We start from the raw sequence: 20,270 nt of genomic DNA on the forward strand, positions 1-20,270 counted from the left end.
GCCGGCGTCGCGTCGGCGGACAAGGCACCGTGGGCCAGGCCGGCCTGATCCGAACGACAGGCCCTGGGCGCGGCGCGGGCCCGTCGTACGGCGCGTTCAGGCGGACGGCCGGCCCGTCACGACCGCCGCGAGCGCCGTACCGCGCGCGAACGCGCCCTCGGCGGCCAGGGTGGTGAGGCCGTACAGCATTTTGGCGACATAGAGACGTTCCACGGGCAGTCCGTGGCGGTCTTCGAAGTCCTGTGCGAACGCCTCGAGTTCCGGGGTCGTACGGGCGTAACCGCCGCAGTGGAAGCGGTCGTCCAGCGACCAGGAGCCGGTACGGGCGCCGAAGGCACGTTCCTGCAGGGCCTGTACGTCGGCCTCCAGGAAGCCGCCGCGCAGGACCGGGATCCCGAGGGCGTGCTGTCCGGGGGCGAGTCCCGCGGCGAGACCGGCGAGCGTGCCGCCGGTGCCGCAGGCCACGGCCACGACCTCGGCCGCGCCGCGCAGTTCCACGCCGAGGGCCCGGCAGCCGTGCACGGCCTCGGCGTTGCTGCCGCCCTCGGGGACGACGTACGCGTCCTGCGCGCCGGCCGCCGCGAGGATCGCGGCCAGGGTGTCCGGCTCGGACTTGTGCCGGTATGTCGATCTGTCGACGAAATGCAGCCGCATGCCGTCGGCCGCGCACCGGGTCAGGGACGGGTTGAGCGGCCGGTCGGCCAGCTCGTGGCCGCGGACCACGCCGACGGTGGGGAAGCCGAGGAGGCGGCCCGCGGCGGCGGTGGCCCGCAGATGGTTGGACCAGGCCCCGCCGAAGGTGACCAGGGCCCGCCCGCCGGCCGCCTCGACGTTCGGCACGAGCTTGCGCCACTTGTTGCCGATGAGCTCCGGATGGATCAGGTCGTCGCGCTTGAGCAGCAGCCGCAGCCCCCGCCGCCCGAACCGCTCGTCCCGCACCTCGTGAAGCGGCGAGGGCAGCCGGGGGGCGAGCACATCGAGGCCGGTCACACCCCCATTGTCCCTGGGCCCCGGGGAACGGCACCGCCGGGTGCGCCCGGGCTCTCCGGGGCCGCCCGGGGTGCGCCGCCCCCGGGCGAGGGGTCCTAGTCCTTCAGGCGCTCCCTGATCCGTTCCCGGAGCCATGTCATCGTGAAGCCCCGCGGGTCGACCTTGCCCGGCTGCCATTCCCTGTGGCCGATCACCGACCGCTCCGTCCAGCCGTGCCGGCGGCACAGCGCGGCCGAGACCCGTTCGATCGCGTCCAACTGGGCCTCCGGCCAGGGGTCATCGCCGTCGCCCAGGTTCTCGCACTCGAAGCCGTAGAAGTGCCGGTTGCCGTCGGTGTTCGCCTCGTTGTCCGGCGGCAGCCTCTTCTCGGCGATGACCGCGCGCAGCACCTCGTCGTCGCCGAGACCGGCGTGGTTGGCGCGGCCGTAGCCGACCAGGTGGACCGTGCCGTCCTTGGTGATCACACCGTGGCACAGCGGACCAGGCAGTGCCGGGTAGCCCTTGCGGCACACCTCCACCGTGTGCGCGCTGCCCCGGGTCACCGTGTGGTGGATCATCACGCCGTGGACGGGACCCCAGGGGCCCTTGTGGTTGCGGTTGTGGTGTTTCCAGTCGCCGACCTCGACGACCGTGACGCCCTCCGCCCTGAGCGCGTCCAGAAATCCGCTCGCGGACATGGGTGGGGCCATGGCCCCCTCCTTCGTGCCGTGCCCGGTGGCCGCCGACGGCGGCTCTCTCGTCTGCATGCTTCTACCGAAAACGGACGTCACGGACGACATCGTTCGCACGCTGTGCGAGCCGATCCGGACAGGCCGGGCATCGCGGGTGTCACTGGGCAAGATCCCTCTTTCTGCCCAGTAGTGCGATGATCCATTCCCGCTCTTTCGGGTAATGGTGCGAGCACGCTCCGTGATGACATCTTGTGGGCGAGACCGGTGTGCGAGTCGGTACCGGGCAAACATGAGAGGGCATTTCCTTATGTCGGTAGGCGAAGAGGTCCGCACGGATCAGGGCAAGCCGCAGCAGTCCCTCGGGACGGCGGCCGCGCGGAACCTGGCCACCACCACCAAGTCCGTCCCGCAGATGCAGGAGATCAGCTCCCGCTGGCTGCTGCGCACGCTCCCCTGGGTGGACGTCCAGGGCGGCACGTACCGGGTGAACAGGCGCCTGACCTACGCCGTCGGCGACGGCCGCATCACCTTCGTGAAGACCGGGGACCAGGTCGAGGTCATCCCGGCCGAGCTCGGCGAGCTGCCGGCCCTGCGCTCGTACGAGGACGAGGAGGTGCTGACGGAGCTCGCCCGGCGCTGCCGCCAGCGCGACTTCGCCCCCGGCGAGGTGATCGCCGACTTCGGCAACCAGACCGGCGAGGTGTACCTGCTCGCCCACGGCAGGGTGGAGAAGGTCGGCACCGGCCCGTACGGCGACGACGCCGTCCTCGGAGTCCTGGCCGACGGCGCCTACTTCGGCGAGCAGGCACTGGTCGACCCCGACGCCATCTGGGAGTTCACCGCCCGCGCCGACACCGCGACCACCGTGCTGATCCTCAGCCGCCAGGACTTCGAGCAGGTGGCCGAGCGCTCCGACTCGCTGCGCGCGCACCTGGAGGAGGTCCGTGCGATCCCCTCGCAGCGCACCAACAAGTACGGCGAGAAGGAGGTCGAGCTGGCGGCCGGCCACGCCGGCGAGCCCGACATCCCGCACACCTTCGTCGACTACGAATCACGGCCCCGCGAGTACGAGCTGAGCATCGCCCAGACCGTGCTGCGCATCCACTCGCGCGTGGCGGACCTGTACAACCAGCCGATGAACCAGACCGAGCAGCAGTTGCGGCTCACGGTCGAGGCGCTCAAGGAGCGCCAGGAGCACGAGCTCGTCAACAACCGGGAGTTCGGTCTCCTCAACAACTGCGAGTACGACCAGCGGATCCAGCCGCACGACGGCGTGCCGAGTCCGGACGACCTGGACGAGCTGCTCAGCCGGCGCCGGGGCACCAAGCTGCTCCTGGCCCACCCGCGGGCGATCGCCGCGATCGGACGCGAGCTGAACAAGCGGGGCCTGGTCCCGGAGACCGTCGACATGGCCGGCAACCGCATCCCGACCTGGCGCGGCGTGCCGATCTACCCGTGCAACAAGATCCCGATCAGCGAGGCCCGGACGACCTCCATCATCGCCATGCGTACCGGCGAGGCGGAGCAGGGCGTCATCGGCCTGCGGCAGTCCGGCATCCCGGACGAGATCGAGCCGAGCCTGTCGGTCCGTTTCATGGGCATCAACGAGCAGGCCATCATCAAGTACCTGGTGACGGCCTACTACTCGGCCGCCGTACTGGTGCCCGACGCGCTCGGTGTGCTGGAGAACGTCGAGATCGGCCGGTGGAGGTGACGTTTCCGCACGTCGTGGCCGTGTCCCCGCCTCCCCGGCGGGGTACACCCTCGGAATATGCGTCCGGCGGAGCCGGTGACGCCGGTGTCCGCGGACCTGGCGAGGGGGAGGCATGGCCGAGTTCATGACGGAGACAGCGGAGCGTTCCGCCGTCGTGCCGCGTCCCGGCACCTCGGGGGAGCGCGCGGGGAGGTCCGGCGACGGCGCCGCCGGTCCGCTCGACGGGCAGGAGGCGGCGGCGCTCCTGGAGCGCACCCGCGCCCTGGTCGACCCGGAGTTGCGCGCGGCCTTCGCGTCGCTGCCCGGCTCCATGCGCCGCGTCGCGCTCTACCACTTCGGCTGGCAGCACGCGGACGGCACTCCGGCGGCAGGCAATGCCGGCAAGGCGATCCGGCCCGCGCTGGTCCTCGCCGCGGCCACCGCACTGGGTGGCCCGGCGGCCCGCGCCGCGGCCGTCCGGGCGGCCGCGGCGGTCGAACTGGTCCACAACTTCACGCTGTTGCACGACGACGTGATGGACCGCGACACCGCCCGGCGGCACCGGCCCACGGCCTGGACCGTGTTCGGCGACCCCGACGCGATCCTCGCCGGTGACGCGCTGCAGGCGCTCGCGCTCCGGATGCTCGCCGAGGACCCGCACCCGGCAGCCGTCCCGGCCGCGTCCCGGCTCGCGGCCTGTGTCGTGGAGCTGTGCGCCGGCCAGCACACCGACACCGACCTGGAGAGCCGCGCCCCCGACGACGTCACCCTCGACGAAGTGCTCGTCATGGCCGAGGCGAAGACCGGCGCGCTGATCGGCTGCGCCTGCGCCGTCGGCGCCCTGTACGCCGGTGCGGGCGACGAGGAGGTGGCGGCGCTGGACGGATTCGGCCGGCAGGCCGGGCTCGCCTTCCAGCTGATCGACGACGTCATCGGCATATGGGGGGACCCGCGGAACACCGGGAAGCCGGCGGGCGCGGATCTCGCGGCCCGCAAGAAGTCCCTGCCGGTGGTGGCCGCGCTCACCTCGGGCACCCCGGCGGCCACCGAACTCGCCGATCTGTACGCGAAGCCGCACCACGGCCAGGACGCGGAGGCGGCGGCCGAGATCGCGCGCACGGCGCAGGCCGTGGAGCGGGCCGGCGGCCGGGACTGGGCGCAGGCCGAGGCTGCCGACCGGATGGCCCGGGCCGTGCAGGAACTCGCCCGCGCGGTCCCCGATCCGGAGGCGGCGGGCGGCCTGCTGGCGCTCGCCGAGTTCGTGACCCGACGCAGCAGTTGAGCGCTGCCGGATCCCCGGCGGCCGAGCAGGCCCCGGAGTCCGCGGCGCGTGCGGACCTGACCCCGCACACGCCACCCGGACTCCGGCCCGGCGGGCCCCGCACATCCCCACGGTGTGCGGGGCCCGCCGTCGTGCGCCCCGAAACACCCTTGCGCGGACCCGATGTGGAGTACTACAACTGAAGCACTACAGACGGAGTGGTCAACCGGCCGCTCCGAACCTGATGAAACGGGATCGGTTTGCGCAAGCTCACGTACTTCGTCGCCTGCTCGCTCGACGGCTTCATCGGTGACGAGCACGGCGACGCCTCGGAGATGTTCCGCTTCCTGGACGCGGAGTACCTGGCGTTCCTCACCGCGGAGTTCCCCGAGACCCTGTCCACCCCCGGGCGCAGGCACTTCGGCATCGACGACGTGCCGAACAAGCGGTTCGACACCATGATCCAGGGCCGGGCCAGCTACGAGCTGGCCCTGAAGGAGGGCATCACCAGCCCCTACGGTCACATGCGCGAGTACGTCGCCTCCCGCACCCTCGGCGTCTCGCCCGACCCGAACGTCCAGATCGTCGCCGACGACCTGGTGGGCCGGGTCCGCGCGCTCAAGGCCGAGGAGGGCGGGCTGGACATCTTCCTGTGCGGGGGCTCGGTCGTCGCCGGGGAACTGCTCGACGAGATCGACGAACTGGTCGTCAAGTCCTATCCGATCGTCTACGGCAAGGGCATGCCGATGTTCGCCACCGGCGCCGGCATCGGGGAATTCACCCTCGGCGAGGTGCGTACCTTCACGAACGGCGTGATGGTGCGGACGTACGCCAGGAAGCGCTGAGTCCGCCACCGCTCTACCCTGAAGTCATGGCCAGGGAGGAAGCGGTCTGCCCGGTCTGCGGGCAGCCGGTCGCGACGGTCGTCCGGCGGCACAAGACGCTGGGCGCCTGGGTGCCGGTGTGGGGACCCGGCCCGTGCCGCAACCCCGACTGCGCGGCGGGCACCGGGTCCGCGGAGACGGCCGCACCGGCGGCACGGCCGCAGCCGGACGGGCCCGCCGGGAAGTGATCCCGCCGACGGAAGCGCGGTGTCGGGAAAGCGCCGACCGCGCGGGTGGTGCGCGCCGCGGGCGCCGTAGCGTGGGCGCATGCCGAAACTGCCCCGCATCTTCCACATCACCGAACGCTCCCTGTGGGACGCGGCGCGCGAGCGCGGCGCCTACGAGGTGTCGACGCGTGGCCGCACCCTCCAGGAGGAGGGCTTCATCCACTTCTCCACCCGCGAACAGCTCCCGCGCATCGCCGGGTTCCTCTACGGCGACTACGACGGCCCGGACGAACTGGTCGTGCTGGTCGTCGACCCGGCACGGGTCGGGGTGCCGGTGAGGTACGAGTCCATGGAGCCGGGCGGGGAGGAGTTCCCGCACGTCTACGGGCCGGTGCCGGCCGAGGCCGTGGTGGACGTGGAACCCTGGCGGTGACCCGTCCGGGGGGAGCGCGCCGCCGGTGGTGGCGGTGGGCGGTGACGGGATGGGTGGTGGCCGTCGCCGTCGGGGGAGGACTCACGCTGGTGCTCCAGGAGGAGACCGGGCCGAAGGGGCCGTACGTCTGGCAGGACGGCTCGTCGCCTCCGGCGCACCCGCGGGGTGCGGACCGGCGGCCGGACGGTGACGCCTGTGTGCCGGCCCCCACTCCGCAAGCCCCTGACGGGGCTCCCGCATCCCTGCTCGCCTGCGCCTACTCGAAGCCGGTTCCCTGAGCGGCGGCGGGCAGGCCGCCCGTCTCCGGGTCCCGGCCGGTCAGGCAGTACGTGCCGCCGGCCGGATCGCGCAGCACCGTCCAGTGGGCGCCCCGGCGGACGACGACGGCACCCAGTTCCTCGTGCCGTGCGCGCACCGCGTCGATGTCCGCGCAGGCCAGGTCGAGATGGGCGGAGGCCGGACGCTCCTCGTCCAGCCGCTGGAGCAGCAGCCGGACGGGGAGCCCCGCCGGCGGCTCCAGCACCTGGAACTCCGGCCGGGAGCCCGCCCGGTGCCGCCATCCGGTGAGCCGTGCCCAGAAGGCGGTCTCGCTGTCGTACACGGACGGCGGGATGTCCAGGCACACCTGGTCCAGGCGGCTGCCGGCCACCACCGGCGGCCGTACGGTCTCCCCGTGCCAGGGCACCGCGCAGAACAACTGCCCCCCGGGGGAACGCAGTACGGCCCAGTCGCCGTGGTCGGCCACCGTCCCGGCACCGAGCGCGCGGGCGGTCGCGATCAGCTCCCGCACGTCGTCGGCGCAGAGGTCGAGATGGGCGCCGCCGTCCCCCTCGGCGACGCCCTGGAGCTTCACACACGCGTCGGCCCGGTCGGTCCCGTCGGTCTCGCCGGGCAGCAGGGTCATGAACTCACCCCGGTCACCGCGGGGTTCGGACGGCCGGGTGCCGGTGGCCGCCGCCCAGAAGGCGCGCGCCCCGGCCAGGCGGGCGGCGGGCCGGTCGGCGAAGGCGTACGTCCAGCGAATGATCATGCCGGGGAGTGTAGGCGGCAACTCCCCGGGCACTACCGCGATTTCACCGGGCGGGCCGCTGGAGGAAACGCAGCTGGTTCCCGGCAGGGTCCCGGAAGGCGCAGTCGCGCACCCCGTACGGCTGGTCCGTCGGCTCCTGCAGCACGTCGCCGCCGGACTCCCGGACCCGCTCGAACAGCGCGTCGCAGTCCTCGGTGGTGAAGATGACACCGCGCAGCATGCCCTTGGCGAGCAGCTCGGCCATCACCTGCCGGTCGGCGGGAGAGGCGTCCGGGTTCGCGCCGGGCGGCTCCAGCACGATCTCGACGTCCGGCTGGAGCGGTGAGCCCAGGGTCACCCAGCGCATGTTCTCGAAGGCCACGTCGTTGCGGACCTCCAGGCCGAGCACGTCGCAGTAGAAGGCGAGGGCCTTGTCATGGTCGTCCACCGCGATGAAGCACTGCTTGAGTTTCACGTCCATGGGGTCACGCTAGGCCCCTTCGGGCCGTGGCGCGCGGAACCTCAGTAAGGGCGCCGGCGCGGGCGCGTGAACGTACGGGCCACGCACGAGGGGATCACCGCGCTCGCCTCGTGGTCGCGGGAGCGGTAGGCGCTCGGTGTCTCGCCGACCAGCTCGGTGAAGCGGGAGCTGAACGAGCCGAGCGAGGTACAGCCGACGGCGATGCACACCTCGGTCACGGTGAGGTCGCCGCGGCGCAGCAGCGCCTTGGCCCGCTCGATACGGCGGGTCATCAGATAGCTGTACGGCGTCTCGCCGAAGGCCTTGCGGAAGCTGCGCTGGAAGTGCCCGGGCGACATCAGGGCGTCGCGGGCCAGCTCGGTCATGTCGAGCGGCTCGGCGAACTCGCGGTCCATGCGGTCCCGCACACGACGCAGACGTCTGAGGTCCTCCAGCCAGGTCATCCCCTCAGCCTGGCACAGGTCGGCACGCCGACGGCCCCGATTTCCGACGGTGCGGAAACCGCGCCGGAGGAGAGACGACCGCACCCGGACCGCCAGAAGCGCCGTTGCCGGCGGCCTGGTGGGCCGGGTGCGGTCGTCGAGACGCTGTGGTTCCGGGGAACCGCAGGTCAAAAGGGTCAGAAGGTCAGGCCTTCTTGGTCTCCCAGAAGATCTTGTCGATCTGGGCGATGTAGTCCAGAGCCTTCTGGCCCGTCGCCGGGTCGGTGGACGCCTTGGCGGCCGACAGGGCCTTCAGGGTGTCGTTGACCAGCTGGTGCAGCTCCGGGTACTTCTCGAAGTGCGGGGGCTTGAAGTAGTCGCTCCACAGCACGGAGACGTGGTGCTTCGCGAGCTCCGCGCGCTGCTCCTTGATGACGGTGGCACGCGCCTGGAAGTGGGGGTCGTCGTTACCGGCCATCTTTTCCTGGACGGCCTTCACCGACTCCGCCTCGATGCGGGCCTGGGCCGGGTCGTACACGCCGCAGGGCAGGTCGCAGTGGGCGCTGACCTTGACCTTGGGGGCAAACAGGCGGGAAAGCATGGAGCATTCCTTCCTCGTGATCGTCTTCTCAGGTGCGACATTACTCCCTGTGGAAGGCGATTTCTCGGGTGCCCCCTAGGGCTTAGGGCAAAAGTCCAGGGTGAGACTGAGACTGGTGGAGGAACGACCGGGGAGGTGCCGGGGATGCCGGAGCTGTCGCAGGAGTCCGAGCGGGGGAGGGCGGTGGCGCCCTTCGGGCTGGCCGAGGTGACGGGACCGTCCATGGCGCCCACCCTCCAGCACGGCGACCGGCTGCTGCTGCAGTACGGCGCCGCCGTCCGGCCGGGGGACGTCGTGGTCCTGCGCCACCCGTTCCAGCAGGACCTGCTGGTGGTCAAACGAGCCGTGGAGCGGCGCGAGGGCGGCTGGTGGGTGCTCGGGGACAACCCGTACGCGGGCGGGGACAGCACCGACTACGGGGTCGTGCCGGACGACCTCGTCCTGGGCAAGGCCCGCTTCCGCTACCGGCCGCTCGCGCCCGGTCAGCGCTCGCCGCTGGCGCTGGCGCGCTGGGCCCTCTCGGCGGCGAGGCCGCTGCTGCCCGACCGGTCGGCCTCCAGGCGCTTGCGGGCCCGGTAGGCGGCCACGTTGGCCCGGGTGGCGCAGCGGTCGGAGCAGTAGCGCCGGGAGCGGTTGGTGGACGTGTCCAGGTAGGCGTTGCGGCACGGCGGCGCCTGGCACAGGCCGAGGCGGTCCACGCCGTACTCGGTCAGGTGGAAGGCCAGACCCATCGCCGCGATCGCCGCGTAGCCCGCGGTGGCGTTGGACGGGTGGTCGGCCAGGTGCATGTGCCACAGCGGGCGGCCGTCCTCGTCGCGGTGGTCGTGGCCGGAGATCTGGGGGCTGACGGGGAACTCCAGCAGCAGCGAGTTCAGCAGGTCGACGGCGAGGGTCTCGTCGCCCCCGTCGGCCGCCTCGAAGACCGAACGCAGCCGGGCCCGGACCGAGCGGAAACGGGTGACGTCCGCGTCGGTGGCGCGGCGGGCCGCCGAGGCGTTCTCCCCGAAGAGGTCGCGCACGGCCTCGACCGAGGTCAGGTTGTCCTTGCCCCGGGCCGGTTCCTCGCTGTTGACGAGACGCACGGCGTAATCCGAGTAATAGGCCAGTTCCACTTGTAGTCCTTACGGAGGCGTTCTATCTTCGTTGGCGCGGAGACGTAACAGCTGCCTACGCCCCCAGGGTATTACGCGCAGCGGGGGAGAGGGGATCACATGACCACCACGACGGACACCGGCTGGCAGGCCTGGCAGGAGAGCTGGGACCGGCAGCAGGAGTGGTACATGCCGGACCGCGAGGAGCGGTTCCGCGTCATGCTCGACATGGTCGAGGCCTTCACGGGACCCGAGCCGCGCGTCCTCGACCTGGCCTGCGGCACCGGCAGCATCACCGCCCGGCTGCTCGCCCGCTTCCCGAACGCCACCAGCACCGGTGTCGACCTCGACCCGGCGCTGCTCACGATCGCCCGGGGCACCTTCGCCGGCGACGGCCGCGTCACCCTCGTCGAGGCCGACCTCAAGGACCGCGACTGGACCGCCCGGCTGCCGTACGACACGTACGACGCGGTCCTCACCGCCACGGCCCTCCACTGGCTGCGCACGGACGCCCTCGATGCTCTCTACGGCCGGATCGCCGGCCTCGTCCGGTACGGCGGCGTCTTCCTGAACGCCGACCACATGATCGACGACAGCACGCCCCGGATCAACGCGGCCGAGAGCACCCTGCGGCACACGCGCATGGATCAGGCCATGCGCGACGGCGCCCTCGACTGGGCCGAGTGGTGGGCACGCGCGGCCGAGGACCCCGTGCTCGCCGCACCCACCGCGCGTCGTTTCGAGATCTACGGCTCCCACGCGGACGGTGAGACGCCGTCCGCGGCCTGGCACGCCCGCACCCTGCGCGCGAGGGGCTTCGGCGAGGCCCGGCCGGTGTGGTGCTCGCCGTCGGACACCCTGCTGCTGGCGCTGAAGTGACCCGTCGCTGAACCGGAGACGGGGGACGGAAGAGGGGCGGTACGGAGGATCCGTACCGCCCCTCACCGGTGGAGCGTCAGAGCACCTTGGACAGGAACGACTGCGTCCGCTCGTGCTGCGGGTTGGTCAGCACGTCCCGCGGATGGCCGGATTCGACCACCACGCCGTCGTCCATGAAGACCAGGCTGTCGCCCACCTCGCGGGCGAAGCCCATCTCGTGGGTGACGACGACCATGGTCATACCCGACTCGGCGAGGTCGCGCATAACGTCCAGGACGTCACCGACCAGCTCCGGGTCCAGGGCCGAGGTCGGCTCGTCGAACAGCATCAGCTTGGGGTCCATCGCCAGCGCCCGGGCGATCGCCACGCGCTGCTGCTGGCCGCCGGAGAGCTGCGAGGGGTAGTGCCCCGCCCGGTCGGCCAGGCCGACGCGCTCCAGCAGCTGCATGGCGCGTTCCCTGGCCTGCGCCCGGCTCGTGCCGCGCACCTGCACCGGCGCCTCCATGACGTTGTCCAGCGCCGTCATGTGCGGGAACAGGTTGAAGCGCTGGAAGACCATGCCGATGTCCCGGCGCTTCTGCGCGACCTCGCGGTCCCGCAGCTCGTACAGCTTCTCGCCCTGCTGGCGGTAGCCGACCAGCTCGCCGTCGACGTACAGCCGGCCGGCGTTGATCTTCTCCAGGTGGTTGATGCACCGCAGGAAGGTCGACTTGCCGGAGCCGGAGGGGCCGATGAGGCAGAACACCTCGCCCGGCTTGACCTCCAGGTCGATGCCTTTGAGGACCTCGACGTGCCCGAAGGACTTGTGGACGCCCTCCGCCTTCACCATCGGGACGGTGCTCTGCGGCGGGGTGTCCTGCGTCTTGCTCAGCTTGTCGCTCATGCCGTGACCTTCCTGCTCGAGAAGGTCGTCAGGTGCGCCTTCACCTTCTGCCACGGGGTCGGCGGGAGGCTGCGGCTGGAGCCGCGGGCGTAATACCGCTCGATGTAGTACTGCCCCACGCTCAGGATCGAGGTCATGATCAGGTACCAGGCGGCGGCGAGGAAGTACATCTCCACCGGGGCGCCGGAGTTCTGGCCGATGTCCTGGGCGTAGCGGAACAGCTCGGGATACTGGACGGCCGCCACGAGCGAGGTCGTCTTCAGCATGTTGATCACTTCGTTGCCCGTGGGCGGCACGATCACGCGCATCGCCTGCGGGATGATCACCCGGCGCAGGGTCTTGCTGTGGCTCATGCCGAGGGCGTGGGCCGCCTCGGTCTGGCCCTCGTCCACCGCGAGCAGGCCGGCCCGGCAGATCTCGGCCATGTACGCCGCCTCGTTCAGGCCCAGGCCGAGCAGCGCCGTCAGCAACGGCGTCATGAAGTTCGACCAGTGGTCCTTGTAGAGCGGCATCAGGTTGATGTACTCGAAGACCAGGCCCAGGTTGAACCAGAGGAACAGCTGGACCAGGACCGGGGTACCGCGGAAGAACCAGATGTAGAACCAGGCGATCGACGAGGTGACCGGGTTCTTCGACAGCCGCATCACCGCGAGGACGATGCCGCCGACGATGCCGATCACCATCGACAGGACCGTCAGCAGGAGGGTCTTGCCGACACCGGTCATGATCCGGTCGTCGAAGAAGTAGTCCGGCACCGCGTGCCAGTTGATCCGGCCCTGGCCGAACGCGTAGACGATCGCGACGAGGAGCGCGATGGCGACGACCGCGGAAACGTATCGTCCGTAGTGCCGGACCGGGATGGCCTTGATGGCCTCCGCGCCGGCCGGGGGAGTGCCCGGCTCCCCGGCCGTCTTGTTGATGTCAGTCACGGGTGTTGCCTCTCAGTGGCCGCTCGGGAACCGCGGGTCACTTGCCGCCGTTGATCGCGGACTCCTTGACGGCGCCGTCCTCCGCGCCCCACTTCTTGAGGATCTTCTGGTACTCACCGCTCTTGATGATCGCGTTCATCGCGGCCTGGAGCGCGTCCCGCAGCTGGGTGTCGTCCTTGGCCACGGCGATGCCGTACGGGGCGGCCTCGACCTGGTCACCGACGATCTCGAAGTCCTTGCCGCCGCCCGAGGTCTTCACCGCGTACGCGGCGACCGGGAAGTCGGAGGAGGCCGCGTCCACACCGCCCGAGCGCAGACGGGTCTGGGACTGCTGGTCGTCGTCGAAGGCCTCGATGGTGAGCTTCTTGCCGCTCGGACACTTCTTGGCCTCCTGCTTGGCCAGGTCCTCCGAGACGGTGCCGCGCTCGACGGCGAGCTTCTTGCCGCACAGGTCCGACCAGGACGTGATGCCCTTGGTGTCGCCCTTGCGGGTGTAGATCGACACACCGGCGGTCAGGTAGTCGACGAAGTCGACGCCCTCGCCGACCTTCTTGCCGGTGTCGGGGTCGACGCCCTCCTGGCGGTTCTTGTTGTCCGTCATCGCCGACATCGCGATGTCGTTGCGGCCGGAGCGCAGACCCGTGAGCAGGGCGTCGAACGTGCCGTTCTCGAACGTGAGCTTCACGCCGAGCTGCTTGCCCATGGCCGCCGCGAGGTCGGGGTCGAGACCGACGACCTTGCCGGACGAGTCCTTGAACTCCACCGGGGCGTAGGCGATGTCGGAACCGACCTTGATCTCGCCCTTGTCGCGGATGTCCTTGGGGAGCTTGTCGGCCAGCGGAGCGGAGCCGGCGGACGTGCTGCCGGAGCCGTTGTCGTTGTCCTTGGTCTGGTCACCGCAGCCGGTGAGCAGCAGGGCGCCTGCGACCGCGATCGCACCGACCGCCGCAAGACGGGAGTGCGCGGCGGTGGTACGACGGGTGGAGCTTGCGGTCATCGTGGTTCCTCCGGCGGATGGGAAGAGTTGCCGATGGGTCGACGGAAACACACACCTTCGGGTGTCGCGACCTCGTGGGTTTACGGCATCTTGCCATTCGGACTACGCCATTCAGGGGCGTCGCTATGTCAAAATCAGATAACGGGTGACCCCCGAACCGCATCAGGTCGGTACATCCTTGGTCCATAGCCGCCGAATCATCTGCGGGAATCAAGCACTCCGACCGGAAAATCTTCAGCGCATCTCACGATGTGATCAACCGGGCGACTGCCCCTTTGACCCCGTTCGGGCCTTGTGCCGCCCCGGCGCCGACGTCCTCGGGCGGTCCGCAGGCGGCTCCGGCAATGTTCCCGCCCATCCGTCGGCCGGGCGTCGTCTCCGCGTGGTTTCCCGGTTCCGGGATGTGACCTTGAACCTAATGGACTCGTCGCGGGTGCCGTCCGTCCGGTAAGAAGGTTCTTTACACCCCTCATCCGGGGCTCAGGGCGCGTGTGCGGCGCGCCCGTCGCGTATGTGCTCGTACGTATCCGCAATCGAGCCGTGCGCGGTGCCCGCCCACCCCTCACCAGGAGTGGTCGACCCTCAAACCATGCATACCTAAGGGGTAAAACAAAGTGGCAGCGGAGATCGTCAATCCTCGCAGCGACGGCGGCACGGACCAGGACGGCGGGGCGGAGCCCCTCGATTCCTTCGATCCGGTGTTCGCGCTGCACCGCGGCGGCAAAATGGCTGTGCAGGCCACCGTGCCGGTCCGCGACAAGGACGACCTTTCCCTCGCGTACACGCCCGGCGTAGCGCGGGTGTGCACCGCGATCGCCGAGCAGCCGGAGCTGGTCAACGACTACACATGGAAGTCCTCCGTGGTGGCCGTGGTGACCGACGGTACGGCCGTGCTCGGACTCGGGGACATCGGTCCCGAGGCCTCCCTCCCTGTGATGGAGGGCAAGGCGATCCTGTTCAAGCAGTTCGGCGGCGTCGACGCGGTGCCGATCGCGCTCGCCTGCACCGACGTGGACGACATCGTCGAGACCGTCGTCCGGCTCGCTCCCTCGTTCGGCGGAGTGAACCTGGAGGACATCTCGGCGCCGCGGTGCTTCGAGATCGAGCGCCGGCTCCAGGAGCGCCTGGACATCCCGGTCTTCCACGACGACCAGCACGGCACGGCCATCGTGACGCTCGCGGCGCTGCGGAACGCGGCGCGGCTCAGCGGCCGTGAGATCGGTCAGCTGCGCGCCGTCATCTCGGGTGCCGGCGCGGCCGGTGTCGCCATCGCCAAGATGCTGGTCGAGGCCGGCATCGGGGACGTGGCCGTGGCGGACCGCAAGGGCGTCGTGTCGGCCGACCGGCAGGACCTGACCCCGGTCAAGCGGGAGCTCGCGGGCTTCACCAACAAGGCGGGCATCTCCGGTTCGCTGGAGGACGCGCTCGCGGGCGCGGACGTCTTCATCGGCGTCTCCGGCGGTACGGTCGCCGAGGAGGCCGTGGCCTCGATGGCCGAGGGTGCCTTCGTCTTCGCGATGGCCAACCCGAACCCGGAGGTCCACCCGGAGGTGGCGCACAAGTACGCGGCGGTCGTCGCCACGGGGCGCTCCGACTTCCCGAACCAGATCAACAACGTGCTCGCCTTCCCCGGGATCTTTGCGGGCGCGCTGCAGGTGCGGGCCTCGCGGATCACGGAGGGGATGAAGATCGCGGCGGCGGAGGCGCTGGCCGCGGTGGTCGGTGACGACCTCGCCGCCGACTACGTCATCCCGTCGCCGTTCGACGAGCGGGTCGCTCCTGCGGTGACCGCGGCCGTGGCCGCGGCCGCCCGGGCCGAGGGCGTCGCCCGCAGCTGACCCCACCCTTGATGGCCCCGCCCGCCCGGGCGGGGCCATTTCTTTTCCGCCCGCCCTGACGCCCCGCCACCGACGAAGACTCGTTGCCGGTTGCCGATCGCCGAGCCCGATGCCTGTCGCCGAATCGCCTGTCGGCGACCGGCCCGGCGATGGCCCCCGCCGCCGGCAGCCGGTCCGGCGCCTCGCTGGTGGCGGGTCCGGTCCGTCGAGGGCTGTCGCGTGAGGGGCCGTCGCCGTCGCGCGCCTTCGGCCGGGGTGGCCGGTCCGTTGCTCGTAGGTCCCTGGCCGTGGCCGGCCCCCCGGAGTCGGGTCGCGCAGGCCGTCCGATCGCCGGACCGCCGTCCGTCGGCAGCCGGTGGGGCGGCCGCCGGTTGTTCGGGAGGGGACCGGGGGTTCGGGCAGGGCCGAAACGGTGCTGCGCTGTGTGGGTGCTGTCGTGCAAGAGGGCATGTGTCACAGGGCCGCATGGTTCCGTCGGCTGCACCGCGCACCTATCGTCGAGCCATGTTCGCCGTCTACGCCGCCCGAATCGACCGCGACCAGCCGCTCACCGGCCTTGAGTTGGGGGAGCGTCCGGCTCCCGAGGCCCGTCCCGGCTGGAGCACCATCAACGTACGGGCCGCTTCCCTCAATCATCATGATCTCTGGTCCCTGCGGGGCGTCGGCCTGCCGGAGGAACGGCTCCCGATGATCCTCGGCTGCGACGCCGCCGGCGTCGACGAGGACGGCAACGAGGTCGTCCTGCACTCCGTCATCGGCCAGACCGGCCACGGTGTCGGCCCGAACGAGCCGCGCTCCATCCTCACCGAGCGTTACCAGGGCACCTTCGCCGAGCAGGTCGCCGTGCCGTCCTGGAACGTCCTGCCCAAGCCCCGGGAACTGTCCTTCGCGGAGGCCGCCTGTCTGCCGACGGCCTGGCTGACGGCGTACCGGATGCTGTTCACCAACGCCGGCGTACGCCCCGGGGACTCGGTCCTCGTGCAGGGTGCGGGCGGCGGTGTCGCCACGGCCGCGATCGTGCTCGGCAAGGCGGCCGGCCTCAGGGTCTTCGCCACCAGCCGGGACGAGGCGAAGCGCAAGAGGGCCCTGGAACTGGGCGCGGTCGAGGCGGTGGAGTCGGGTGCCCGCCTGCCGCAGCGCGTGGACGCCGTCATCGAGACCGTCGGCGCCGCCACCTGGTCCCACTCGGTGAAGTCCCTGCGACCCGGCGGCACGCTGGTCATCTCCGGGGCCACCAGCGGTGACCGGCCCTCGCACGCCGAGCTGACCCGCATCTTCTTCCTCGAACTGAAGGTGGTCGGCTCCACCATGGGCACCAAGGACGAGCTGGAGGACCTGCTCTCCTTCTGCGCCGCGACCGGCGTGCGGCCCGTCATCGACGAGGAACTGCCGCTGGACCGGGCCCGCGAGGGCTTCGAACGGCTGGCGTCCGGCGAGCAGTTCGGCAAGATCGTGCTCACCAACGCCTGAGGCCGTCCGAGGCGCACGTGCGACGAGAGGCGGGTCCGGGACACCGGGCCCGCCTTTTCCGCACCCCTGATGTCAACGTGGGTTGACGCGCGGTGCGTGTCAACGTAAGTTGACATCATGACGGAGGCAACCGATCTCGCCGAGCGCGCCGGTGACCGTGATCCGCGGGTGGGACTGCGGGCCGTGGCCGCGCTGCGCAGGCTGCTGGAGCAGCTGGAGGCGGTGCAGGTGCGCAACGCGCGCAATCAGGGCTGGTCGTGGCAGGAGATCGCCGCGGAGCTCGGAGTCAGCAGGCAGGCCGTGCACAAGAAGTACGGGAGGCGATGATGTTCGAGCGGTTCACGAAGGACGCCCGGGCCGTGGTCGAGGGAGCACTCGGCCATGCGCAGGGAGAGGGGGCGCGGTCCGTCGACGCCGAGCATCTGCTGCTCGCCGTCCTCGACCGCGAGGGCAGCCGCGCCTCGTTCGCCCTGTCCGCCCTCGGGCTCGCCGAGCGCCGGGAACCGGTGCGGCGGGACGTCGAGGAGGCGCGGCGCCGTGCGGGGCTGACCCGCGCCGACACGGACGCGCTGGCCGGGCTGGGCATCGACGTCTCGGAGATCGTGGCCCGCGTGGAGGAGGCGCACGGAGTCGGGGCGCTCGCGATGTCCGGCGCGGGGAAGGGCGCGGGCCGGCCGGACGGGGCGGCCCGGCGGGGCGGGCGCCGGCCCGGCTTCGGCCGCACGGCCAAGAAGGTGCTGGAGCAGTCGCTGCGCCTGGCCGTCGGACGCGGCGACCGGCACATCGGCGACGAGCACCTGCTGCTGGCGCTCACCGTCCTGCCCGGGGCACCCGCCGAGGTGCTGGCCGACGCGGGGGTCACCCACGAGTCGGTGACGCGGGTGCTGTACGGCTGACGCGCCACCCCGGCCGCCCTCCGGCAGGCCCGGCCGGCCGGAGGGCGGGGCCGTCCGGCGGGCCCCGCCGGCTCAGGGCGTGCGCGGTCGCAGCAGTGCCGTGATGTGGGCCGCCGCCCGCGACAGGTGGTGACGGGTGTCGTCGAGCTGGTCCGCGGTGACTCCGTGGTCCCGTGCCGTGTCGCGGATGTCGTCACGGAAGCGGTCCAGCAGGCGGTCCAGGTCCCGCACCGGGTCGCCGGTGGACGCCTCGTGCGCCCAGGACGGTACGTACTCGGCCGGGAAGTCATCCCGCGTGACCGAGTACTGCGGCTCCGGGGCCGCGGCGGGGCCGGCCTTGCCCGGCCCGCGGCCGAAGGCCGAGGCCCTGTCCTTGGCGAACTCCTTGCCGAAGTCCTTGCCGAACTCGCCGAATTCCTTGGCCAGTTCGGTCAGTCCCTCGCGGACACCGGTCGGCCAGTCACCGCGGGCGAAGTGGTCCTGGACGCGGTCCTGTACCTGCCGGGCGATGCGCTGCACCTCCTCCTGTGCCTGCGCCCGGGCCCGTGCCTGCGCCTCCTGAGCCTGATGGCGGGCCTGCTTGGCCTCCTCGCGGGCCCGGCGGCTCTCGTCCTTGGCGCGGCGGGCCTGCTCCTTCCACTCCTGCTTCACCCGGCGCATCTCCTCCTTGGCCGTGCGCCAGGCCTCCTTGTCACCGAGGTCGCCGTACTCCCCGAAGGGGCCCGGACCGCCGCCGGCCGCCCGGGAGTCCCGGCCGGCCTCGGAGGCGGCCGCGCGCATCTCCCGGCGCAGGTCACCGGCCGCGCCGCGCACATCGGCCTTGATCTCGGCGGCCAGTTCCGCGACCGACTCGCGGATCTCCAGCTCCAGGTCGGCCAGCTCGCCACTGCGGTCGGCCAGTTCGGCGCGGCCCGCGTCGGTGATCGAGTACACCTTGCGGCCGCCCTCGGTGGTGTGCCGGACCAGCCCTTCGGCCTCCAGCTTGGCGAGACGGGGGTAGACCGTGCCCGCGGAGGGGGCGTACAGCCCCTGGAAGCGCTCCTCCAGAAGCCTGATCACCTCGTAGCCGTGGCGCGGGGCCTCGTCGAGCAGCTTGAGCAGGTACAGACGGAGGCGGCCGTGGGCGAAGACGGGGGGCATGTCAGAGCACCTTCTTGTCGGTCGTGCCGTCGGCCGGGGCTTCGGTGGCGTCGGTGCCCTGGCCGGAGACGGAATTGTCCCCCGCGGCGGAGGGTGCGCCGCCGGCCGGGTCCGGTATCGGGCCGGTGCCGGGAGTCCGTGGGGGCTCGGTCTCCCAGGCGGCGCCGGGCTCGTCCTCGCGGGGCGGCCGGCTCAGCAGGGCGATCGAACCGGAGACCGTGGTGGCGCGGAGTTTGCCGGTACCCGCTCCCAGCCGGCCGGTGATCTTGTGGGCGCCCCACTGGCCGTGCACCCGCAGTCCTTCGAAGGCGTTGGAGATCCTGCCGCTCGCGGTGTTCGCCTCGACCTCGGCGTCCGCAGGGTGCGGCAGGCGGATGGCGATCTCGCCGGAGACGCTGGTGAGCCCGACCTCCGTCGGCCCGTCCGGGTCGAGATCGACGATCATGGAGCCGCTGACCGAGTCGGCGCGGACGGACCGCCCCGAACCCTCGACCACCGTGAGGTCCCCGGAGACCGAGTTGAAGCGGAGGTCGCCGGTGACGGCCTGGGCCTCCAGGTTCCCGGAGACGGTGTCCGCGCGGACCGGACCGGAGATGCCGACCAGGGTGGTGTCACCGGTCACGCCCTTGATCACCGCCGGTCCGCCGATGCCGGAGACGACCGCCGCGGCGCCGACCACGCCCACCTCCACGCGCGTGCCGGCCGGGACGGCCAGCGAGACCACGGCGCTGCGGCGCCAGCCCTTGCGGTCGAGCCACTTCAGGAAGCCCTTCCACGGCAGGTCCTCGTAGGCCACCGTGAGGGTGCCGTGCTCCTGGGTGACCACCAGGGGTGGACCCTCGATCTCCGAGACCTCCAGGCGGGCGGAACCTTCGTCCGTGCCCACCACGTTCACCGTTCCGTTGACGAGGCGGACCTGCAGGTCGTGCACCGGGGCGTCGAAGGTCAGCTTCTGGGGCTCGGTGACGGACCACTCGGACATGGGACCTCCTAGGCCGGGCGCGGACGGGACGCGCCATATCGCGTCTCCGAGAAACACGATATATCGTGCCCGTGGGAAGTCAAGGCACTCATCCGGGTGAGCGACGGCGGCATAGGCTGTCCTCGAAGCCATCGACGGCCTGGATGCATACGCAGGAGACACACCCCATGTACTTCACCGACCGAGGTATCGAGGAGCTGGAGAAGCGGCGCGGCGAGGAAGAGGTCACCTTCGAGTGGCTCGCCGAGCAGCTGCGCACCTTCGTGGACCTGAACCCGGACTTCGAGGTGCCCGTGGAGCGGCTGGCCACCTGGCTCGCCCGCCTCGACGACGAGGACGACGAGTAGCCGACGGGCGACCGAGGCGGCCACCGGAGGCGACCGAGGCGGCCACCGGAGGCGACCGAGGCGGCCACCGGAGGCGACCGAGGCGGCCACCGGAAGCGACCGGGGTGGGCAGCCGGAGGCAGCCGGGACGGGCTGCCGAAAGCAGCCTCAGTGCGAAGAGCCGGCGGACACACGAAGGGCCCGGTACCGAGTCGGAACTCGGTACC

The 20,270-nt window shown here is 71.4% G+C and carries 24 protein-coding genes; 12 read left to right on the top strand and 12 right to left on the bottom strand.

Annotation, left to right across the window (positions count from 1 at the left end; genetic code table 11):
- Positions 1 to 96: 96 nt before the first annotated feature.
- Together N8I86_RS25280 and N8I86_RS25285 are read right to left on the bottom strand one after the other, a co-directional pair.
- Positions 97 to 990 carry a 1-aminocyclopropane-1-carboxylate deaminase/D-cysteine desulfhydrase gene (locus N8I86_RS25280; protein ID WP_263278770.1) on the bottom strand — a complete coding sequence of 298 codons (894 nt, stop codon included), beginning with the start codon at positions 988 to 990 and terminating at the stop codon, positions 97 to 99.
- Between the two features lie 95 nt (positions 991 to 1,085).
- Positions 1,086 to 1,679: an N-acetylmuramoyl-L-alanine amidase gene (locus tag N8I86_RS25285; RefSeq protein WP_263278771.1), complete on the bottom strand. Its 594-nt coding sequence runs from the start codon at positions 1,677 to 1,679 to the stop codon at positions 1,086 to 1,088.
- A 289-nt stretch (positions 1,680 to 1,968) separates the two neighbouring features.
- Here N8I86_RS25285 and N8I86_RS25290 point away from each other — a divergent pair, with 289 nt between their 5' ends.
- The 5 genes from N8I86_RS25290 (at position 1,969) to N8I86_RS25310 (ending at position 6,099) form a co-directional block, all read left to right on the top strand.
- The gene (locus N8I86_RS25290) at positions 1,969 to 3,375 is read left to right on the top strand and encodes a family 2B encapsulin nanocompartment shell protein (protein ID WP_073889403.1); all 1,407 of its coding nucleotides are present in this window, start codon (positions 1,969 to 1,971) and stop codon (positions 3,373 to 3,375) included.
- 112 nt (positions 3,376 to 3,487) lie between these two features.
- On the top strand, positions 3,488 to 4,636 hold the full coding sequence (locus tag N8I86_RS25295) for a family 2 encapsulin nanocompartment cargo protein polyprenyl transferase (protein WP_263278772.1): 1,149 nt from the start codon (positions 3,488 to 3,490) through the stop codon (positions 4,634 to 4,636).
- A gap of 239 nt (positions 4,637 to 4,875) precedes the next feature.
- Positions 4,876 to 5,460 (top strand): dihydrofolate reductase family protein, encoded by a 585-nt coding sequence (locus N8I86_RS25300; RefSeq protein ID WP_263278773.1) that lies wholly within the window; start codon positions 4,876 to 4,878, stop codon positions 5,458 to 5,460.
- Positions 5,461 to 5,486: 26 nt separating this feature from the next.
- Positions 5,487 to 5,687, top strand: a complete 201-nt coding sequence (locus N8I86_RS25305) for a hypothetical protein (RefSeq protein WP_107423603.1) — start codon at positions 5,487 to 5,489, stop codon at positions 5,685 to 5,687.
- 79 nt (positions 5,688 to 5,766) lie between these two features.
- Entirely contained in the window at positions 5,767 to 6,099 is a 333-nt protein-coding gene (locus N8I86_RS25310; protein ID WP_073889407.1) for a DUF952 domain-containing protein, read from the top strand.
- Between the two features lie 256 nt (positions 6,100 to 6,355).
- On the opposite strand, the gene N8I86_RS25315 is transcribed toward N8I86_RS25310, so the two are convergent.
- From N8I86_RS25315 to sodN, 4 genes are all read right to left on the bottom strand, one after another.
- Positions 6,356 to 7,129, bottom strand: a complete 774-nt coding sequence (locus N8I86_RS25315; protein ID WP_263278774.1) for a VOC family protein — start codon at positions 7,127 to 7,129, stop codon at positions 6,356 to 6,358.
- Positions 7,130 to 7,172: 43 nt separating this feature from the next.
- A complete protein-coding gene (locus tag N8I86_RS25320; protein ID WP_073889411.1) occupies positions 7,173 to 7,589 on the bottom strand; it encodes a VOC family protein in 417 nt (138 codons plus the stop codon).
- 41 nt (positions 7,590 to 7,630) lie between these two features.
- Entirely contained in the window at positions 7,631 to 8,032 is a 402-nt protein-coding gene (locus tag N8I86_RS25325; protein ID WP_073889413.1) for a helix-turn-helix transcriptional regulator, read from the bottom strand.
- A 184-nt stretch (positions 8,033 to 8,216) separates the two neighbouring features.
- The gene (gene sodN / locus N8I86_RS25330) at positions 8,217 to 8,612 is read right to left on the bottom strand and encodes a superoxide dismutase, Ni (protein ID WP_004983535.1); all 396 of its coding nucleotides are present in this window, start codon (positions 8,610 to 8,612) and stop codon (positions 8,217 to 8,219) included.
- A gap of 144 nt (positions 8,613 to 8,756) precedes the next feature.
- Here sodN and sodX point away from each other — a divergent pair, with 144 nt between their 5' ends.
- Positions 8,757 to 9,191 (top strand): nickel-type superoxide dismutase maturation protease, encoded by a 435-nt coding sequence (sodX, locus tag N8I86_RS25335; RefSeq protein ID WP_073889414.1) that lies wholly within the window; start codon positions 8,757 to 8,759, stop codon positions 9,189 to 9,191.
- On the opposite strand, the gene N8I86_RS25340 is transcribed toward sodX, so the two are convergent.
- Complete coding sequence (locus N8I86_RS25340; RefSeq protein WP_073889416.1) at positions 9,095 to 9,724, bottom strand: CGNR zinc finger domain-containing protein; 630 nt, start codon at positions 9,722 to 9,724, stop codon at positions 9,095 to 9,097. The genes sodX and N8I86_RS25340 overlap by 97 nt on opposite strands.
- 99 nt (positions 9,725 to 9,823) lie before the next feature.
- On the opposite strand from N8I86_RS25340, the gene N8I86_RS25345 reads away from it, so the two are divergent.
- On the top strand, positions 9,824 to 10,582 hold the full coding sequence (locus N8I86_RS25345) for a class I SAM-dependent methyltransferase (protein ID WP_263278775.1): 759 nt from the start codon (positions 9,824 to 9,826) through the stop codon (positions 10,580 to 10,582).
- Positions 10,583 to 10,658: 76 nt separating this feature from the next.
- On the opposite strand, the gene N8I86_RS25350 is transcribed toward N8I86_RS25345, so the two are convergent.
- From N8I86_RS25350 to N8I86_RS25360, 3 genes are read right to left on the bottom strand one after another with little or no spacing between them, the layout of a single operon-like run.
- Positions 10,659 to 11,411 (bottom strand): amino acid ABC transporter ATP-binding protein, encoded by a 753-nt coding sequence (locus N8I86_RS25350; RefSeq protein ID WP_073890419.1) that lies wholly within the window; start codon positions 11,409 to 11,411, stop codon positions 10,659 to 10,661.
- 50 nt (positions 11,412 to 11,461) lie between these two features.
- Positions 11,462 to 12,394 carry an amino acid ABC transporter permease gene (locus tag N8I86_RS25355; protein ID WP_263278776.1) on the bottom strand — a complete coding sequence of 311 codons (933 nt, stop codon included), beginning with the start codon at positions 12,392 to 12,394 and terminating at the stop codon, positions 11,462 to 11,464.
- 37 nt (positions 12,395 to 12,431) lie between these two features.
- Positions 12,432 to 13,391 (bottom strand): ABC transporter substrate-binding protein, encoded by a 960-nt coding sequence (locus N8I86_RS25360; RefSeq protein ID WP_073889420.1) that lies wholly within the window; start codon positions 13,389 to 13,391, stop codon positions 12,432 to 12,434.
- A 614-nt stretch (positions 13,392 to 14,005) separates the two neighbouring features.
- On the opposite strand from N8I86_RS25360, the gene N8I86_RS25365 reads away from it, so the two are divergent.
- From N8I86_RS25365 to N8I86_RS25380, 4 genes are all read left to right on the top strand, one after another.
- Positions 14,006 to 15,229 (top strand): NAD(P)-dependent malic enzyme, encoded by a 1,224-nt coding sequence (locus tag N8I86_RS25365; RefSeq protein WP_123436711.1) that lies wholly within the window; start codon positions 14,006 to 14,008, stop codon positions 15,227 to 15,229.
- Between the two features lie 504 nt (positions 15,230 to 15,733).
- Entirely contained in the window at positions 15,734 to 16,699 is a 966-nt protein-coding gene (locus tag N8I86_RS25370; RefSeq protein ID WP_073889423.1) for a zinc-binding dehydrogenase, read from the top strand.
- A gap of 117 nt (positions 16,700 to 16,816) precedes the next feature.
- The gene (locus N8I86_RS25375; RefSeq protein WP_073889424.1) at positions 16,817 to 17,026 is read left to right on the top strand and encodes an HTH domain-containing protein; all 210 of its coding nucleotides are present in this window, start codon (positions 16,817 to 16,819) and stop codon (positions 17,024 to 17,026) included.
- Positions 17,026 to 17,595: a Clp protease N-terminal domain-containing protein gene (locus N8I86_RS25380; RefSeq protein WP_263280152.1), complete on the top strand. Its 570-nt coding sequence runs from the start codon at positions 17,026 to 17,028 to the stop codon at positions 17,593 to 17,595. Before N8I86_RS25375 ends, N8I86_RS25380 begins: the two co-directional genes overlap by 1 nt.
- A gap of 72 nt (positions 17,596 to 17,667) precedes the next feature.
- Here N8I86_RS25380 and N8I86_RS25385 read toward each other — a convergent pair whose 3' ends face one another.
- Both N8I86_RS25385 and N8I86_RS25390 read right to left on the bottom strand, forming a co-directional pair.
- Positions 17,668 to 18,735: a PadR family transcriptional regulator gene (locus N8I86_RS25385; protein ID WP_073889427.1), complete on the bottom strand. Its 1,068-nt coding sequence runs from the start codon at positions 18,733 to 18,735 to the stop codon at positions 17,668 to 17,670.
- Between the two features lies 1 nt (position 18,736).
- Positions 18,737 to 19,717: a DUF4097 family beta strand repeat-containing protein gene (locus N8I86_RS25390; protein ID WP_073889429.1), complete on the bottom strand. Its 981-nt coding sequence runs from the start codon at positions 19,715 to 19,717 to the stop codon at positions 18,737 to 18,739.
- 167 nt (positions 19,718 to 19,884) lie between these two features.
- On the opposite strand from N8I86_RS25390, the gene N8I86_RS25395 reads away from it, so the two are divergent.
- Positions 19,885 to 20,064 carry a DUF6104 family protein gene (locus N8I86_RS25395; RefSeq protein ID WP_003992906.1) on the top strand — a complete coding sequence of 60 codons (180 nt, stop codon included), beginning with the start codon at positions 19,885 to 19,887 and terminating at the stop codon, positions 20,062 to 20,064.
- Positions 20,065 to 20,270: the final 206 nt, after the last annotated feature.

The sequence above is a fragment of the Streptomyces albidicamelliae genome, assembly GCF_025642175.1.
GTDB classification, from domain to species: domain Bacteria; phylum Actinomycetota; class Actinomycetes; order Streptomycetales; family Streptomycetaceae; genus Streptomyces; species Streptomyces albidocamelliae.

What these genes read in the sequence shown, in the direction of transcription:
- N8I86_RS25285 (WP_263278771.1), bottom strand. Translation starts at nt 1,679, where the DNA reads ATGGCCCCACCCATGTCCGCGAGCGGATTTCTGGACGCGCTCAGGGCG.
- N8I86_RS25290 (WP_073889403.1), top strand. Translation starts at nt 1,969, where the DNA reads ATGTCGGTAGGCGAAGAGGTCCGCACGGATCAGGGCAAGCCGCAGCAG.
- N8I86_RS25295 (WP_263278772.1), top strand. Translation starts at nt 3,488, where the DNA reads ATGGCCGAGTTCATGACGGAGACAGCGGAGCGTTCCGCCGTCGTGCCG.
- N8I86_RS25305 (WP_107423603.1), top strand. Translation starts at nt 5,487, where the DNA reads ATGGCCAGGGAGGAAGCGGTCTGCCCGGTCTGCGGGCAGCCGGTCGCG.
- N8I86_RS25310 (WP_073889407.1), top strand. Translation starts at nt 5,767, where the DNA reads ATGCCGAAACTGCCCCGCATCTTCCACATCACCGAACGCTCCCTGTGG.
- N8I86_RS25315 (WP_263278774.1), bottom strand. Translation starts at nt 7,129, where the DNA reads ATGATCATTCGCTGGACGTACGCCTTCGCCGACCGGCCCGCCGCCCGC.
- N8I86_RS25320 (WP_073889411.1), bottom strand. Translation starts at nt 7,589, where the DNA reads ATGGACGTGAAACTCAAGCAGTGCTTCATCGCGGTGGACGACCATGAC.
- N8I86_RS25325 (WP_073889413.1), bottom strand. Translation starts at nt 8,032, where the DNA reads ATGACCTGGCTGGAGGACCTCAGACGTCTGCGTCGTGTGCGGGACCGC.
- sodN (WP_004983535.1), bottom strand. Translation starts at nt 8,612, where the DNA reads ATGCTTTCCCGCCTGTTTGCCCCCAAGGTCAAGGTCAGCGCCCACTGC.
- sodX (WP_073889414.1), top strand. Translation starts at nt 8,757, where the DNA reads ATGCCGGAGCTGTCGCAGGAGTCCGAGCGGGGGAGGGCGGTGGCGCCC.
- N8I86_RS25345 (WP_263278775.1), top strand. Translation starts at nt 9,824, where the DNA reads ATGACCACCACGACGGACACCGGCTGGCAGGCCTGGCAGGAGAGCTGG.
- N8I86_RS25350 (WP_073890419.1), bottom strand. Translation starts at nt 11,411, where the DNA reads ATGGTGAAGGCGGAGGGCGTCCACAAGTCCTTCGGGCACGTCGAGGTC.
- N8I86_RS25360 (WP_073889420.1), bottom strand. Translation starts at nt 13,391, where the DNA reads ATGACCGCAAGCTCCACCCGTCGTACCACCGCCGCGCACTCCCGTCTT.
- N8I86_RS25370 (WP_073889423.1), top strand. Translation starts at nt 15,734, where the DNA reads ATGTTCGCCGTCTACGCCGCCCGAATCGACCGCGACCAGCCGCTCACC.
- N8I86_RS25375 (WP_073889424.1), top strand. Translation starts at nt 16,817, where the DNA reads ATGACGGAGGCAACCGATCTCGCCGAGCGCGCCGGTGACCGTGATCCG.
- N8I86_RS25380 (WP_263280152.1), top strand. Translation starts at nt 17,026, where the DNA reads ATGTTCGAGCGGTTCACGAAGGACGCCCGGGCCGTGGTCGAGGGAGCA.
- N8I86_RS25385 (WP_073889427.1), bottom strand. Translation starts at nt 18,735, where the DNA reads ATGCCCCCCGTCTTCGCCCACGGCCGCCTCCGTCTGTACCTGCTCAAG.
- N8I86_RS25390 (WP_073889429.1), bottom strand. Translation starts at nt 19,717, where the DNA reads ATGTCCGAGTGGTCCGTCACCGAGCCCCAGAAGCTGACCTTCGACGCC.
- N8I86_RS25395 (WP_003992906.1), top strand. Translation starts at nt 19,885, where the DNA reads ATGTACTTCACCGACCGAGGTATCGAGGAGCTGGAGAAGCGGCGCGGC.